The organism is Brevundimonas sp. NIBR10, from assembly GCF_027912515.1.
Lineage (GTDB): Bacteria > Pseudomonadota > Alphaproteobacteria > Caulobacterales > Caulobacteraceae > Brevundimonas.
The window spans coordinates 495,505-509,808 of the sequence record NZ_CP115464.1; the positions used below are offsets into that span (position 1 = coordinate 495,505).

Sequence of the window (14,304 nt, forward strand, 5' to 3'; positions counted from 1 at the left end):
CACCTTGCCGCCCCCACCCGATCGCTTCGCGATCTGCCCTCCCCCGCAGGGGGAGGGAAGAACCGAATGCGCTACTCATGCGTCGCCTTCTCCAGCCAGCTGGCGCTGGCCATTTCGCGCAGGCGCGACGCGGTGCGCTCGAACTCGAAGGTGCCGTCGCCGGCGGGATACAGAGCCTCGGGCTCGGCGGCCGAGGTGGCGACCAGCCGGGTTCCGGCCTCGTACAGGGCGTCGATCAGGGTGACGAACCGCGCCGCCTCCTGACGGTTCTCGGGGCCGAGGCGGGGGATATCCGACACGAACAGGGTGTGGAACCGCTGCGCCACCGCCAGATAGTCCTGCGGCCCCAGCGGCCGGGCGCAGAGGTCGGCGAAGGGGCTGCGCGCCAGGGACCCGGCGGTACGCTCGACCACGACATCGCGGCCCAGAACCGTCAGATGGGCCGGTTCCTCGGGCTCGCCGCCCTTGAGGTCGTACCACAGGGTCTCGAACGCCTGACGGCCCGCCACATCGTCGGCGAACCACACCGGTGAGCCCATCAGCCGATCAAGCCGCCAGTCGCGCGCCCCGGCGATCTCGATCACCGCGCAGCGGCTTTTGATCTCGTCGATGAAGGGGGTGAACAGCTGGCGGTTGATGCCGTTCCTGTAGAGTTGATCCGGCGCCCGGTTCGAGGTCACGGCCAGCACGACCCTCCTCTCGAACAGGGCGTCGAACAGCCGACCCAGGATCATGGCGTCGGCGATGTCGGTGACCTGAAGCTCGTCGAAGCACAGCAGCCGGGCCTCGGACGCGATCAGGTCGGCGACCGGCTCGATCGGATCGTCGCCCTTGTGGCTACCGAACACGGCCTTGCGGCTCTTACGGTCGCCCTCGCGCCACTGGCGGACCAGGTCGTGGACCCGGGCCATGAAGGCGTGGAAATGGGCGCGCGTCTTTCTCGGCTCGGGCGAGGCCGAGACGAACAGGTCCATCAGCATCGACTTGCCTCGCCCGGGAGGCCCCCAGATGTAGAGACCGCGCACCTCGGGCTGTTTGCCGAACAGGCCCTTCTTCGCGAGGTCCTCCTCCAGCCGCTCCAGGGCCGCGATCAGCGGACCCTGCGCCGGATCGGGGGCGATGACGCCTTCCTCGACGCGGATGTCATAAGCGGAACGAATACGGGAGCCCATCGAACTGGGGCATAGTCTTGCGCAAGCGATGTGAAAAGCGATGACTTCGCCCGCGCGAAGGCTTACATGCCTCGCCCTGCCGCAAGAAACCTTGCAGCAGACACGAAACCAACACCCACGCACCAACCGCGCTCAAGCAGCGAGGCTCCGTGAGCCGAGCGTTAGCGCGTCCGAAGGACTAAGATCATGGGCTATCGCGTCGCCGTCGTAGGCGCCACCGGCAATGTCGGCCGGGAAATGCTGACCATCCTCGAGGAACTGAACTTCCCCGTCGAGACCATGCACGCGATCGCCTCGCGAAAATCCAAGGGGATGGACGTCGCCTGGGGCGACAAGACTATCAAGTGCGAGGACATGGAGACGTTCGACTTCTCCACCGTCGACATCGTCCTGATGTCGGCGGGCGGAACGGTGTCCAAGGCCTGGTCCGAGAAGATCGGCGCGGCCGGTCCGATCGTGATCGACAACTCCTCGGTCTTCCGCATGGACAAGGACGTCCCCCTGATCGTGCCCGAGGTGAACCCGGACGCCGTCAAGGATATCCGCAAGAACATCATCGCCAACCCGAACTGCTCGACCGCCCAGCTGGTCGTGGCGCTTAAGCCCCTGCATGACGCGGCCAAGATCAAGCGCGTCGTGGTCTCGACCTATCAATCCGTGTCGGGTGCCGGCAAGGAGGGCATGGACGAGCTGTGGAACCAGACCAAGGCCATCTATGGCCTGGGCGATGCCAAGCCGAAGAAGTTTCCCAAGCAGATCGCCTTCAACGTCATCCCCTACATCGGGTCGTTCAACGAGGACGGCTACACCGACGAAGAGGCCAAGATGTGGAACGAGGTCCACAAGATGATGGATCCCGAGATCAAGCTGACGGTCACCTGCGTCCGCGTGCCGGTCTTCGTGGGTCACTCCGAGGCCGTGACCGTCGAGTTCGATAAGCCCATCAGCCCTGACGAGGCCCGCGCCATCCTGCGCGAGGCCCCCGGCGTCCTGGTGGTCGATAAGCAGGAGCACGACGGATACATCACCCCCGTCGACGCGGCCGGCGAGCACGCCGTCTATGTGTCGCGGATCCGCAAGGACCACACGGTCGAGAACGGCCTGTGCTTCTGGGTCGTGTCCGACAACCTGCGCAAGGGCGCCGCGCTCAACGCCGTCCAGATCGCCCAGCTGCTGGACGAGACGGGGACGATCAAACCGTCGACGGGGTATCGTTCGATCGCGGTGTAGGTGATTGCCCAACATCGCCGTCACCCTCGGACTTGATCCGAGGGTCGGACGTCGGGCTGCTCGAACAGTGAAGTGGGGTGAGATCGCGGCCCAAACGGCTTTCGGTCTCGCCCCACGTCCGATCCTCGGATCAAGTCCGAGGATGACGGAGTAGAATGTGAACCCCGCCCCCACCGAGACCCGCAACGCCCTGATCGCCGGGCTGGTCTGCTACGTCTGCTGGGGCGTCTTTCCCCTGCTGTTCATGGCCATGGCCAGGGCGGGGTTTTCCGCGCCCGAGATCCTGGCTCAGCGCGGGCTGTGGGCCGTGGCGTTCGCCGCCGTGCTGGTTCTGGTCACGGGGCGGCTTGATCAGGTCCGGCGCGTCCTGACCACGCCGGCGACCCTGGCCTGGCTGGCCCTGTCCACGGTGATGATCCTGATCAACTGGGGGGCCTATGTCTGGGCCACCACGAACCATCACACCCTGGAGGCCAGCCTCGGCTACTACATCAATCCGCTGCTCAACATGGTGGCGGGTCTGGTCGTGTTCCGCGAGCGGATCGACCGCTGGGGCTGGATCGCCATCGGGGCGGCGGCGGTCGGGGTGGTGTTGCAGGCGATCGCGCTGGGCCGGGCGCCGTGGCTGTCGCTGGTCATCGCCTTCAGCTTCGCGGCCTATGGCATCATCCGCAAACGGGTCGATGCGGACGCCCAAACCGGACTGTTCGTCGAATGCCTGCTGATGATCCCGGTCGGGATCGGTCTGTTGCTGTGGCTGAACCAGACGGTCGGCGTCGCCGGCTTCTCCAACCCGGCGCACTGGGGCTGGGCGATTTCCAGCGGGCTGGCCACCGTCCTGCCCCTGGTCCTGTTCGCCTGGTCGGCGCGGCGACTGCCGCTGTCGACCATCGGCTTTTTGCAGTTCCTGGCCCCGACGCTTCAGTTCGCCATCGGGGTCGCCTCGGGCGAGCCCCTGACGCCCCTGAGGATCGCCTCGTTCGCCTTCATCTGGACCGGTGCCGCCGTCTTTGCGGGGGCCGCCCTGTGGCGCAAACGGGCCGAGCGTCAGGCGATCCGGCTTCAGATCCCCGAATAGAGGGCCTCGATCAGCCGGCGTGCGCGCGGATCGCCGATCAGGTGGTGCGACTGGCGGGTCATGACATAGGCGGCCGACAGCTTCGCATCGGCGTCTGCGAAGGCGCACGAACCACCCCAGCCGCAGTGACCGACAGCGTCCGGGTTCGGGCCAAAGATGCCGATCCCGGCGTTGCGCGTATATCCGGCACCCCAGCTCAAGGTGAAGGGCAGGACGCGGTCCAGGCCGTGGATGCGCTCGCTGCTTACCGCCTCGACCACCTCCGGCGACAGGATGGCCTTGCCGTCCAGCAGCCCGTCGTTGGCGAGGACGTTGAGGATCCGCGCGAGGTCCAGCGCCGTGCCATGCAGATTTGCCGACGGAATCTCCATCGTGCGCCACTCGGCCGACCCGCGCCCGCCGGGGGCCGAGCCCTTGTCGAGGAAGGCGGCGGTCTTGACCGCGTCGATGGGCCCGAGGTCCACGGCCTTGCCCGGCTTGCGCATGGTGGCGACGCGACCGTGCTCCGTCTCCGGCAGCCCGATCCACAGGTCCAGACCGAAGGGTTGGGCAAAATCCTCGCGCAGGGCCCGGCCCATGGTCCGGCCGTCGGCGCGCCGGAACACCTCACCCGCCAGATAGCCGATCGTGATCGGGTGATAGCCGGACGCCGTCCCCGGCGGCCACATCGGCGCCTGGGCGCACAGCCGGTCCAGCACCGCCTGTCGGTCGAACCAGATGGTCGGATCGACCGGCGCGTCGAAGCCCGGCAGACCGTCCTGATGCGACATCATCTGGGCCAGGGTGATCGCCGCCTTGCCCGCCTGACCGTACTCGGGCCAGATCTCGGCGACCGGCCGGTCGTAGTCCAGAAGACCGCGCTCGACACAGGTCGCGATCAGCAGGGCCATGACCGCCTTGCCGGTCGAGAAGACCGGCGTCAGCGTCGTCTGGACGAAAGGCGTGGCGCTGCGGGGATCGGCGAGCCCCGCCCACAGGTCGATGACCGTCTCGCCCGCCAGCACGACGCTGAACCGCGCGGCCTGCTCGTCCAGGCCTTCGGGCGCATCGGTGAAGTTGGCGGCAAAGGCGTCACGGACGGCGGCGAACCGCGCCGGGCAGACGCCGTGGATCTCGGGCAGGTCGGTCATCGGAACGTTTGCGGCGTCAGTCCTGCATCAGGTCCGGGTCCGGCCCCTCGCCGGCCTCGAAGGCGGCCTGTGCGGCCTTGCGTTCAGCCTTCTTGGCGGCCTTTTCGGCGGCCTTCTTGGCGTCGGCGCGCTCGCGCTCCTGGCGCTCGAAACTGTAGTTGGGCTTCCTGGCCATGGATCAGGCTCTCTTTCCGTAGGTCGTACCGCCTGACGAGCCGTCGTCGGCGCGTTAGCCGACCTGTTTGAGCCAAGTCGGCCTTGGGGACAACCGCAACCGCTGTTTCGGACGATCGTGCAGGGATAACTGTCAGTCGTCAGGCCGACCATGCGGGAATCGTCGGGGCAGGCGGCCGATAGCCGTCTTCGATCAGAGCGGACTGTCGCCGAGACACCGGGCCTCCGATCCCCAAAAACAACAGACCGGCCGCGACTTGAAGCAGAAGCGACACCGCCATCGCGACATCAACCTGCGCCAGAAGCTCTGCGGACATCGCGTTTCGGCTGAAGACGTTGGCGATGTTCGAGACGATCCCGCCGACCAGGACCAGACCCCACCACCAGCGCAGCATGGCGGGGTCAGGCAGAGCCTTCCAGCCCTCGGGCTTCAGGCTGCTCCGCCACAGTTCGCTGGTCATCGAATAGGGCCGGAACAGGGACAGGATCGGAATGATGAAATACCACACGGCCCAGCGCGGTCGCGTCTCCATCCCACGGGTCAGAACCTGACCGTTCCGCACGGAGCGCAAATACCATTTCAGCACCAGAATGACGCAGACGACATAGGCCAGGACAAACAGGGCGATGACTCCCAGGTAGGCCAGATCCTGAAGGGGGGCGTGGCCGAAAATATCGTTCTCGGTCATGTAGACGTCGCCGAGTTCGAACAGGCCTGTCGCCCGCCAAACCGACACCCCAGCCAAAGCCAGGGCGGACAGGATGAACATCCAGGCCCAGACACGGATCGCGCCCCACAGCTTCAGGCTCGATCTGGGTTCGACGGATTTCGTCTTGCGCGCCATAGTGGTGTCTCCAACCAGCAGTAGAAGGCCATTTCAGGCAAAGCTTGGCAAGTGCTTGAGGCTGAGGCCGTGATCCGTCACCCTGTCGCCATCCCATGAACGCTCCGATCCAACATCCCCCCGCCCTGGAAGACGTGACGCCGGTCATGGCGCAGTTCCTCGCGGCCAAGGCGGCGCAGCCGGATGCGATCGTCTTCTTCCGCATGGGCGACTTCTACGAGCTGTTCTTCGAGGATGCGGAGGTCGCGGCCGGCCTGCTGGGCATCACCCTGACCAAACGGGGCAAGCATCAGGGTGGCGACATCCCGATGGCCGGGGTGCCGGTCCATGCCCTGGACGGATACCTGGCGCGGCTGATCCGGGCCGGAAAGCGCGTCGCCATCTGCGACCAGATCGAGACCCCGGCCGAGGCCAAGAAGCGCGGCTCGAAATCCATCGTGGCCCGCGACATCGTCCGCGTGGTCACGCCGGGCACATTGACCGAAGACACCTTGCTGGACGCACGGGGTGCCAACCGGCTGGCGGCCGTAGCGATCCGCAAGGGACGGGCGGCGGTCGCGGTGGTCGAGCTGTCGGCGGGGGCGGTGGATTCGGTCGCCTGTGATCTCGCCGACCTGGCCGCGACGCTGGGGGCGTTCCGGCCGTCCGAGGTTCTGGTCACCGACAAGGCCTTCTCCGACCCCGATCTGAAGGCCGCGCTCGACGGGTCGGGCGGCATCGTCCAGGCCCTGGCCTCGGCGGTGGCCGAGCCGGTCGCGGCGCGCAGCCGGGTCGAACGGCTGTACGGCGTGGCCTCGCTGGACGGGTTCGGGGCGTTCGAGGAGGCGGAGGTTTCGGCGCTGGGCCTGATCGCCGCCTATCTGGAGACGACCCAGGCGGGCCGGGTTCCGGCCCTGGCTCCGCCGCGACGCTCCGGCGACGTCGGTTTCCTGGCCATCGATCCGGCGACGCGCCAGAGCCTGGAGATCGACCGCAGCCAGAGGGGCGAGCGGGAAGGGTCCCTGCTGGCCTGTATCGACCGGACCCTGACGTCGGGCGGCGCGCGGGCCCTGGCCGAGCGGATCGCACGGCCGCTGCGCGATCTGGCCCGGATCAATGATGGGCTCGACGCCGTCGAATGGCTGCTGGAGCGCCGCGACCTGCGGCGCGACCTGAGGGACGGCCTTCGCGCCTCAGCCGATGTGGCGCGGGCGGTGTCTCGCCTGGCGCTCGGACGCGGCGGACCACGCGATCTGGCGGCCATCCGGATCGGCCTGAGCCTGGCCGAGGGGATCGCCGGGCTGTTCGTGAGGTCGCCCGATCCCCTGACCGGCCCGCCGTCGCGGATCATCGCCTGTCTGGACGGCCTGACCCTGTCGCCCGAGGTAGCGGGGCTGAGGGTCGAGCTGGCCGAGGGGCTGGTCGAGGAGCCGCCGCATCTGGCGCGGGACGGCGGTTTCGTGCGGCCCGGCTTCCGCCCCGAGCTCGACGAGGCCCTGGGTCTGCGCGACGACAGCCGCCGGGTCGTCGCCGATCTGGAGGCTCGGGCGGTGCGCGAGTCGGGCGTGCCGTTCAAGGTCCGCCACAATGCCGTGCTCGGCTACTTCCTCGAGACCACAGCGAAACACGCCGAACCCCTGTTCCGGGCCGGGCCCGACAACCCCTTCATCCACCGCCAGACCCTGGCCGCCCAGGTGCGGTTCACCACCGTCGAACTGTCGGAACTGGACGCGAAGATCAGCCAGGCGGGGCATCGCGCCCTGGCCATGGAGGGCGAGACCTTCGAGGGCTGGCGACGCACGGTCCAGCGTCTGGCCCAGCCGCTTCAGGCCGTGGCGGATGCCCTGGCCGACCTCGACGCCACGGCAAGCCTCGCGGAATGGGCCGAGGAAGTCGGGGCGGTGCGCCCGGTCGTGGACGACAGCCGGGCCTTCGAGGTCCAGGCCGCGCGGCATCCGGTCGTGGAAGCCGCCGTGAAGAAGGCCGGAGACCCCTTCACCCCCAACGATTGTCGGCTGGACGGAGCCCCCCTGCCCGGCTCCGGCTGCCCGCGCCTGTCGATCGTCACCGGACCCAACATGGCCGGCAAGTCGACCTTCCTGCGCCAGAACGCCCTGATGGTGGTCCTGGCCCAGGCGGGATCTTTCGTGCCGGCGCGATCGATGCGGCTGGGGGTCGTCGATCGGCTGTTCAGCCGGGTGGGGGCCGGAGATGACCTGGCGCGCGGGCGCTCCACCTTCATGATGGAGATGGTCGAGACCGCCGCCATCCTGACGCAGGCCACGGATCGCAGCTTCGTCGTTCTGGACGAGATCGGGCGGGGCACGGCGACCTATGACGGCCTGGCCATCGCCTGGGCCTGCGCCGAGGCCCTGCACGAGACCAACCGGTCGCGGACCCTGTTCGCCACCCACTATCATGAGCTGGCCCGGCTGGAGGACCGGCTCGACCACGTCTGTAATCTGTCAATGAAGGCACGCGAATGGAACGGCGACCTCGTCTTCCTGCACGAGGCGGCGCCCGGCGCGGCGGATCGGTCCTATGGGGTGCAGGTGGCCAGGCTGGCGGGGGTGCCGGCTTCGGTCGTGGCGCGGGCGAAGGCTGTGCTCGGCCGGCTGGAGGCTGAAAAGGCGGCGCACGACCGCCTCGACGACCTGCCCCTGTTCGCCATGATGGAACCGGCCCCGCCGCCGATGCGATCGGCCATGGACGAGGCCGTCGCGGCGCTGGACCCCGACTCCCTTAGCCCCCGCGAGGCGCTGGAGGCGCTGTACAGACTGAAGGCGATGAAGGGGTAGCAGACGGCGTCACTTCTCCTTCAGCCGCTTCACCGCTTCGCCGGCCTGATCCCGGTGCCGGCGCTTGATGTTCGCCCCGAGTGTGGCGATCAGGGCGGCGAACACCGCCGCGTCATCCGTGAAGCCGATGCCCGCGAAGATGTCGGGGATGGCGTCCAGCGGCAGGACGAAATAGGCGAGCGCCCCCAGCATCATCCCCTTGGCCGCCGTCGGCGTCTCAGGGTCGCGGGCGGCGTAGTAGACGGAGAACAGCTGATCGAGGAAGGGCACGCGGGCGGCGGTCGAGACCACCTTGGGCCAGAAGCCGCGCTTCACCTTGACCTCGTTGGCGCGCACCACGGCAGGTACCAGCGCCTTGGCCGGGTCCAGCACATCGTCTGGCGTAACAGGTTGTGATCGGGACGGCATCGCCGCTAAACCCTCCGCATCGGCCTTCGATCCCGACAACATAGGAACTCCCGCGATGAAACTCGACTCCTCCATCTCGGCCGTCGTCACCGGCGGGGCCTCGGGCCTCGGCGAGGGCACGGCGCGCGCCATCGCCGCCACCGGCGCCAGGGTCGCCCTGTTCGACATGAACGAGGAGAAGGGCGAGGCCATTGCGGCCGAGATCGGCGGGGTCTTCTGCAAGGTCGATGTGACCAGCGACGAAGAGGTCGCCGCCGCCTTCGCCAAGGCCCGCGCTGCCCACGGCCAGGAACGGCTGACCGTCAACTGCGCCGGTATCGCCACCGGCCAGAAGACCGTCTCGCGCAAGAGGGACACGGGCGAGATCCGCGCCCACGACATGGCGTCGTTCGAGCGCACCGTGCGGATCAACCTGTTCGGCACCTTCCGCGTCCTGTCGCAGTCTGCCCTGGGCATGGTGACCCTGGACCCGATGGAGGACGGCGAGCGCGGCCTGGTGGTCAATACGGCCTCGGTCGCGGCCCAGGACGGCCAGATCGGCCAGGCGGCCTATTCGGCGTCCAAGGGCGGCGTCTATGCCATGACCCTGCCCATCGCCCGGGACCTGGCCCAGGAGGGCATCCGGGTGAACACCATCCTGCCCGGCATTATGTGGACCCCGATGATGGCCGGCATGGACCAGAAGGTTCAGGACAGCCTCGCCGCCGCCATCCCCTTCCCCAGCCGCCTCGGCCGCCCCGCCGACTATGCGTCCCTGGTGCTGGAACTGGCCCGCAACGTCTACATCAACGGCGAATGCATCAGGCTTGATGGAGCCATACGGCTCGCGCCGCGCTGATCGGTAGAGCCGATCAGCCGGCCTCCAAGGGGGCTGCCGCCCGGCTCGCGGAGCCTCGCTGTTGGAATTCTGCGTTAGGGGTCTTGCGGTAAGGTTCGCCCCTCCGCTATACGCCCGCCTCCGACTGAAGTGCGGGCGTAGCTCAGTGGTAGAGCACAACCTTGCCAAGGTTGGGGTCGAGAGTTCGAATCTCTTCGCCCGCTCCAGTCGAGATTGCCAAGGCAATCAATAGGTTATGGCAGGGCGATCCCAACGGGATCGCCCACCCTATTTTTTACGCCGCTACCACACCGCTACCAAAAATCTTTTGCTGGCGAGCGTTCGTCTGTCCACTGGCAAGGCGCATTGCGGTGAAAGCCCCTGAAATCTGCTGAAAAGATCGCATTAATTTCTGAAGATATCGGCTCGCGAGCAGATCTCGGGAAATAGTGCCTTGGAGACGATGCCATACGCTTCGTCCGCTTCTGGTCCGCCGAGATTGCTCCCCCTGGTCACCCCGGCCCGTGTGTTGCCGAAACAGCATGGGATCCTGTGACCGTAGAGGCCCGGTGGTCGCCTTCCGCGCACAGGTCGTGATCGTGCAGCACCTCGATCACCTTGCAGGCCGACACCCGGCCGCCGGCGCATTCCGCCGACATCCGCGACAGTTCGGTTCGCAGGGCCTGGAGTTGCGCGATCTTCTCCGTGACGTCCGCCAGATGACGCTGAGCGATCGCATTGGCATCGCCACAGGGCCGATCGGGATGGTCCGACAGATCAAGCAGCGAGCGGATGGCGTCCAAGTCAAACCCCAGCTGACGTGCATGACGGATGAAGGACAACCGACGCAGGGCGGCGCCGTCATAGAGGCGACGGTCGCTGGCCGTGCGAGGCGGCGGCGCCAGGAGGCCAATCTGTTCATAGAAGCGGATGGTCGGGACCTTCACGCCCGTGGCCGCGGCGAGCTTGCCTATAGATTGGAGAAGCGAGGGGACGGAAGAAGCCATGACGTGAGAATAAGCGCTTGATCCTCTAGTCGCTAGAGGATGCATAAGTCGCCCGACGTCCAGCCGGAGCCTCCGATGACCGAGCCCCTGATCCAAGACGGACCCGCCGCCGCCTGTTGCGGCGCGACCGTCAAATTCGACGGCGCCTCGCCCGCCTACCGCCGCATCCTGCTCGCGGTAATCGCGATCAACGCGGTGGCCTTCGTGGCCGTCGCGGGCGGCGCCCTGGCCCAGCGCTCGGCGTCTCTCGGGGCCAATGCGCTAGACTTCCTCGCCGACAGCGCGACCTACGCCATCAGCCTGTGGGCGATCGGCAGGTCCGTGCGGGTCCGTTCCCGGGCCGCTCTGCTCAAGGGCGCGAGCCTGGGGCTGCTGGCCGGGTTCATCCTCGGTTTCGCCATCTGGCGGGCTGTGTCGGGTGCGCCGCCCGAAGGGACGGTGATCACCGGCCTGGGCCTGTTTGGCTTCCTCGCCAACGCAATCGCCGCCCTGCTGCTCGTGCAGCATCGCGATGGCGACGCCAATGTCCGTTCCGTCTGGCTCTGCACGCGCAACGATCTGATCGAAAGCCTCGTGGTCGCGGCGGCCGGCGGCCTCGTCTGGTTGACCGCCTCGCGCTGGCCCGATCTGGTTGCAGGCGGCATTCTCGCTGCGGTGTTCCTGCAATCCGCCTGGTCTATCGTCAGCCAATCGCGGGCGGAGCTCAGGGCGGCCGCACGCCAACCGGAGACCCAGTCATGAGGAAAAGGCGCAAAGGGTCTGCGACGAAGTTGCGATTGCAGTGGCGGCGGACCGTGTTATGGGAGGCCATGGGATTCTCCTCGGCCAGACAAGGTTGGATGGCGGCGCTGCTCGCGTCGTTCATGGCCCTGTTTGTCCTCGCGTCCGCTGTCGAGGCCGCTACCTGCGCCCCGGATATGGTGACCGCGCATGCCTCGGAGAGTGTCAGGGAGACCCCGGCCGATCCCGTCAATGATCTGGACAGTCACGTCATCTGCTCCCACGGCCACTGCCATCACGGCGGCACCGCGATGCCGTCCTCGCCCCAATCCGTGGCGGTGACGGCGGCCGTCGCGCCAAGTCTGCTGCGCCCGGCTGACGAGCCGATGGCGTCTCGCGCGCCCAGCGGCCTGGAACGCCCTCCCAGAGCCTGACGATGCCCTGCGCCTGCTGGCGCGCGTCATTCGTCTGGAACTGCTGGGATATGGAACATGCCACCCCTGAAATCTGGTCGGTCGCGTCTCGCGATCGGCTGTGCCGTGGTCGCGATGGCGACGGCGGTCACCGGCCCCGCCTGGGCCGAACCCGCGCCCTCGTTCGAGGCGCTGCTTGAACGCATCGGCCTGACGCCGACGACCGTTGAGGCCGGCGCTCTGCTCGACGCGGCCGAGGCGCGCGTCCGTCAGGCGCGCGTCCGCCCCAATCCCGAACTGGGGCTGGAGGCGGAGAACGCCTTCGGTACCGGTCGCTTTTCCGGCTACGACAACGCCGAAACGACCCTGTCCTTGTCCCAGGACCTGGAACTTTGGGGACGGCGCGGCGCGCGGGTCGAGGTCGCGCGGGCCGACGCCGGCACGGCGGGTCTGAGGCGTGACCTGGCGACCGTCGAGGCGGGGGCGAGGCTGGCCCTAGTGTATGCCGAGGCAGAAGCCGCCCAGCGGCGGTTCATGCTGGCCGAGGAGGCCCTGACGGTCACCATCGCCGACACCCGCGCGGCATTGATGCTGGTCGAAGAGGGGCGCGAGCCGCTGCTGCGCGGCATTCAGGGCGAGAGCGAAGCCGCCGCCGCCCGCGCGACCCTGGACGAGGCCGAGGCCGAACGGGACGCGGCGTTCGCGCGGCTGACCGCCGTGGCGATGCTGCCGACGCTGGTTACCTCGATCGACGTCAGCCTGATCGACCGGGTGCCTGCAGCAGCAGGCGTGACGCCGGACGCGACGCCGCAGGTCCGCGTGGCCGAGGCCGAGCGGGCGGCGGCCGAAAGCCGTATCGAGGTCGAACGCATCCGCGCCCGGCCCGATGTCCGCGCCTCGGTAGGCTTCCGCCGCTACGAAGCGGAGGACGCGACGGCTTTGACCTTCGGCCTCAGCATGCCACTGCCGCTGTTCGACCGAAACCGGGGCAACATTGACGCTGCGCAAGCCGACTTTAGGGCTGCGGACGCTCGACTTGCCGGTGCCAGACAGGAGGCCGAGGCTGACCGTAACGCGGCTACGGCGCGTCTGCGGGCTTCGGCAAGCCGTGTGTCAGCCACCGACGCCGGGGTCACGGCCGCCGAGGAAGCCTATCGCCTCTCGCGGATCGGGTTCGAGGCGGGACGGATTTCGCAACTGGAACTGCGGTCTTCCCGCGCCGCCCTCATCGCCGCCCGCAACGCCGCCGTGGACGCCCGCCTCGCGCGGGTCCGGGCCGAAATCGATCTCGCGCGCCTGCAAGGCCGCGCCCCGTTTGGAACATCGCTATGAAACGCACACCACAGATCAATAAAACTTGGCTGATGGCCGGGGTCGCCGCCGTCGTCGTCCTGGGTGGCGCGGGGCTCTATGCCATGACCCGCTCACCCGCCGAGGCTCCGGCGGCGGAGGGTGAAGCCGGACATTCCGAGGAGGAGGGCGAGCACGCCGAGGGCGAGGAAGCGGGCGGCGAAGAAGGCGTCGTCCTCCTGACGTCGGCTCAGATCACCGCCGCCAACATCGCCATCGTCGCCGTGACCGGCGGTGGTGGCGGCGAAACCCGCCTGTCGGGCCGGGTCGAGCCGATGGTTGATGCGAAGGCGGCCGTCGCCGCGAGCGTCGGTGGCCGCGTCGAACGGGTTTTGGTCGCGCCGGGTCAATCGGTGCGCGCCGGACAATCGCTGGCAATCCTGGTCAGCGGCGATGCCGCGACCCTCCGCGCCGATGCGGCCGCGGCGGCCGCATCGTCTGATGCCGCCCGCCGCGCCTATGAACGTGACCGAAATCTGGAGGAAGCTGGCGTCGTCGCTCGTCAGGAGGTCGAGACGTCTCGTGCCCAATCGCTCAGTTCAGAAGCCGCGGCCCGCGCCGCGAGGGCGCGAGTCTCCGCCGCTGGATCGCCCAACGCCTCCGGACGTCTCAGCGTGACCAGTCCCATTTCAGGCGTGGTCACCAGCGTTCAGGTTGGGCCGGGTGGGTTTGCCGCTCAGGGCGGTGTCATCGCCGAGGTCACCAACCCAGCGCGGGTCGAGATCGTCTTCAACGCACCCCCGGCGCTTGCAGCCCAAGTTCGAGCCGGTTCATCCGTGCGCGTGCAAGGACCGGCCGGCGAGTTCGATGCTGTGGTCACCGGCGTTGCGGCGGGCGCAGGCGGTGAGGGCGGCGGAACTATAATTCGCGCGCGCCCGTCAGGAGGCGGTCTGCCGCCCGCCGGATCGGCGGTGTCGGGGACGGTCGTCACCGGCGGCGACGCTGTTAGTGGCCTAACCGTGCCATCAGACGCGATCCAGACGGTGGAAGGCGCGAGCGTCGTGTTCGTGCGAACAGCCGAAGGTTTCCGCGCAGTCCCGGTGCTTGCGGGTCGGCAGGCGGGAGATCGCACGGAAATTCTGAGCGGCCTGACGGGTTCTGAACGTATCGCCGGGGCCAACGCCTTCCTCCTTAAAGCCGAACTCGCCAAGGGCGAGGCCGAGCACGGCCACTAGGGGCGACG

Annotated in this window: 14 protein-coding genes and 1 tRNA gene; 9 read left to right on the top strand and 6 right to left on the bottom strand. The window is 68.0% G+C overall.

Features of this window, described 5'->3' with window-relative positions; all coding sequences use genetic code 11:
• Window positions 1-71: 71 nt before the first annotated feature.
• The gene (zapE, locus tag O5K39_RS02410) at window positions 72-1,172 is read right to left on the bottom strand and encodes a cell division protein ZapE (RefSeq protein WP_271145717.1); all 1,101 of its coding nucleotides are present in this window, start codon (window positions 1,170-1,172) and stop codon (window positions 72-74) included.
• Between the two features lie 186 nt (window positions 1,173-1,358).
• Here zapE and O5K39_RS02415 point away from each other — a divergent pair, with 186 nt between their 5' ends.
• Both O5K39_RS02415 and rarD read left to right on the top strand, forming a co-directional pair.
• Window positions 1,359-2,402: an aspartate-semialdehyde dehydrogenase gene (locus tag O5K39_RS02415; protein WP_271145718.1), complete on the top strand. Its 1,044-nt coding sequence runs from the start codon at window positions 1,359-1,361 to the stop codon at window positions 2,400-2,402.
• 157 nt (window positions 2,403-2,559) lie between these two features.
• Window positions 2,560-3,480, top strand: coding sequence for an EamA family transporter RarD (gene rarD / locus O5K39_RS02420; RefSeq protein ID WP_271145719.1), 921 nt, complete (start codon window positions 2,560-2,562; stop codon window positions 3,478-3,480).
• On the opposite strand, the gene O5K39_RS02425 is transcribed toward rarD, so the two are convergent.
• The 3 genes from O5K39_RS02425 to O5K39_RS02435 form a co-directional block, all read right to left on the bottom strand.
• A complete protein-coding gene (locus tag O5K39_RS02425) occupies window positions 3,465-4,610 on the bottom strand; it encodes a serine hydrolase domain-containing protein (RefSeq protein WP_271145720.1) in 1,146 nt (381 codons plus the stop codon). The genes rarD and O5K39_RS02425 overlap by 16 nt on opposite strands.
• Window positions 4,611-4,626: 16 nt before the next feature.
• Complete coding sequence (locus O5K39_RS02430) at window positions 4,627-4,785, bottom strand: hypothetical protein (RefSeq protein ID WP_271145721.1); 159 nt, start codon at window positions 4,783-4,785, stop codon at window positions 4,627-4,629.
• A gap of 139 nt (window positions 4,786-4,924) precedes the next feature.
• Window positions 4,925-5,629, bottom strand: a complete 705-nt coding sequence (locus O5K39_RS02435) for a DUF4328 domain-containing protein (RefSeq protein WP_271145722.1) — start codon at window positions 5,627-5,629, stop codon at window positions 4,925-4,927.
• 95 nt (window positions 5,630-5,724) lie between these two features.
• On the opposite strand from O5K39_RS02435, the gene mutS reads away from it, so the two are divergent.
• Window positions 5,725-8,406, top strand: a complete 2,682-nt coding sequence (gene mutS, locus O5K39_RS02440; protein ID WP_271145723.1) for a DNA mismatch repair protein MutS — start codon at window positions 5,725-5,727, stop codon at window positions 8,404-8,406.
• A 9-nt stretch (window positions 8,407-8,415) separates the two neighbouring features.
• Here the strand turns inward: mutS and O5K39_RS02445 are convergent, their stop codons facing one another.
• Window positions 8,416-8,814: a YkvA family protein gene (locus O5K39_RS02445; protein ID WP_271145724.1), complete on the bottom strand. Its 399-nt coding sequence runs from the start codon at window positions 8,812-8,814 to the stop codon at window positions 8,416-8,418.
• A 55-nt stretch (window positions 8,815-8,869) separates the two neighbouring features.
• Here O5K39_RS02445 and O5K39_RS02450 point away from each other — a divergent pair, with 55 nt between their 5' ends.
• Window positions 8,870-9,652 carry an SDR family NAD(P)-dependent oxidoreductase gene (locus O5K39_RS02450; RefSeq protein WP_271145725.1) on the top strand — a complete coding sequence of 261 codons (783 nt, stop codon included), beginning with the start codon at window positions 8,870-8,872 and terminating at the stop codon, window positions 9,650-9,652.
• 131 nt (window positions 9,653-9,783) lie between these two features.
• Window positions 9,784-9,858: transfer RNA gene (locus O5K39_RS02455), tRNA-Gly, on the top strand.
• Window positions 9,859-10,143: 285 nt separating this feature from the next.
• Here the strand turns inward: O5K39_RS02455 and O5K39_RS02460 are convergent.
• Complete coding sequence (locus tag O5K39_RS02460; protein ID WP_271145726.1) at window positions 10,144-10,638, bottom strand: helix-turn-helix domain-containing protein; 495 nt, start codon at window positions 10,636-10,638, stop codon at window positions 10,144-10,146.
• Between the two features lie 75 nt (window positions 10,639-10,713).
• Here O5K39_RS02460 and O5K39_RS02465 point away from each other — a divergent pair, with 75 nt between their 5' ends.
• The 4 genes from O5K39_RS02465 to O5K39_RS02480 all read left to right on the top strand — a co-directional run bounded on the left by O5K39_RS02465 (window position 10,714) and on the right by O5K39_RS02480 (window position 14,296).
• Complete coding sequence (locus O5K39_RS02465) at window positions 10,714-11,379, top strand: cation transporter (protein ID WP_271145727.1); 666 nt, start codon at window positions 10,714-10,716, stop codon at window positions 11,377-11,379.
• 98 nt (window positions 11,380-11,477) lie between these two features.
• Window positions 11,478-11,792, top strand: a complete 315-nt coding sequence (locus O5K39_RS02470; protein WP_271145728.1) for a hypothetical protein — start codon at window positions 11,478-11,480, stop codon at window positions 11,790-11,792.
• A gap of 57 nt (window positions 11,793-11,849) precedes the next feature.
• Window positions 11,850-13,103, top strand: coding sequence for a TolC family protein (locus O5K39_RS02475; protein ID WP_271145729.1), 1,254 nt, complete (start codon window positions 11,850-11,852; stop codon window positions 13,101-13,103).
• Entirely contained in the window at window positions 13,100-14,296 is a 1,197-nt protein-coding gene (locus tag O5K39_RS02480; RefSeq protein ID WP_271145730.1) for an efflux RND transporter periplasmic adaptor subunit, read from the top strand. Before O5K39_RS02475 ends, O5K39_RS02480 begins: the two co-directional genes overlap by 4 nt.
• The last annotated feature ends 8 nt before the right edge of the window (window positions 14,297-14,304 follow it).

Excerpts from the sequence above, each read along its gene's own strand:
- zapE (WP_271145717.1), bottom strand. The coding sequence starts at position 1,172 with ATGGGCTCCCGTATTCGTTCCGCTTATGACATCCGCGTCGAGGAAGGC.
- O5K39_RS02415 (WP_271145718.1), top strand. The coding sequence starts at position 1,359 with ATGGGCTATCGCGTCGCCGTCGTAGGCGCCACCGGCAATGTCGGCCGG.
- O5K39_RS02425 (WP_271145720.1), bottom strand. The coding sequence starts at position 4,610 with ATGACCGACCTGCCCGAGATCCACGGCGTCTGCCCGGCGCGGTTCGCC.
- O5K39_RS02430 (WP_271145721.1), bottom strand. The coding sequence starts at position 4,785 with ATGGCCAGGAAGCCCAACTACAGTTTCGAGCGCCAGGAGCGCGAGCGC.
- O5K39_RS02435 (WP_271145722.1), bottom strand. The coding sequence starts at position 5,629 with ATGGCGCGCAAGACGAAATCCGTCGAACCCAGATCGAGCCTGAAGCTG.
- mutS (WP_271145723.1), top strand. The coding sequence starts at position 5,725 with ATGAACGCTCCGATCCAACATCCCCCCGCCCTGGAAGACGTGACGCCG.
- O5K39_RS02445 (WP_271145724.1), bottom strand. The coding sequence starts at position 8,814 with ATGCCGTCCCGATCACAACCTGTTACGCCAGACGATGTGCTGGACCCG.
- O5K39_RS02450 (WP_271145725.1), top strand. The coding sequence starts at position 8,870 with ATGAAACTCGACTCCTCCATCTCGGCCGTCGTCACCGGCGGGGCCTCG.
- O5K39_RS02460 (WP_271145726.1), bottom strand. The coding sequence starts at position 10,638 with ATGGCTTCTTCCGTCCCCTCGCTTCTCCAATCTATAGGCAAGCTCGCC.
- O5K39_RS02465 (WP_271145727.1), top strand. The coding sequence starts at position 10,714 with ATGACCGAGCCCCTGATCCAAGACGGACCCGCCGCCGCCTGTTGCGGC.
- O5K39_RS02470 (WP_271145728.1), top strand. The coding sequence starts at position 11,478 with ATGGCGGCGCTGCTCGCGTCGTTCATGGCCCTGTTTGTCCTCGCGTCC.
- O5K39_RS02475 (WP_271145729.1), top strand. The coding sequence starts at position 11,850 with ATGCCACCCCTGAAATCTGGTCGGTCGCGTCTCGCGATCGGCTGTGCC.
- O5K39_RS02480 (WP_271145730.1), top strand. The coding sequence starts at position 13,100 with ATGAAACGCACACCACAGATCAATAAAACTTGGCTGATGGCCGGGGTC.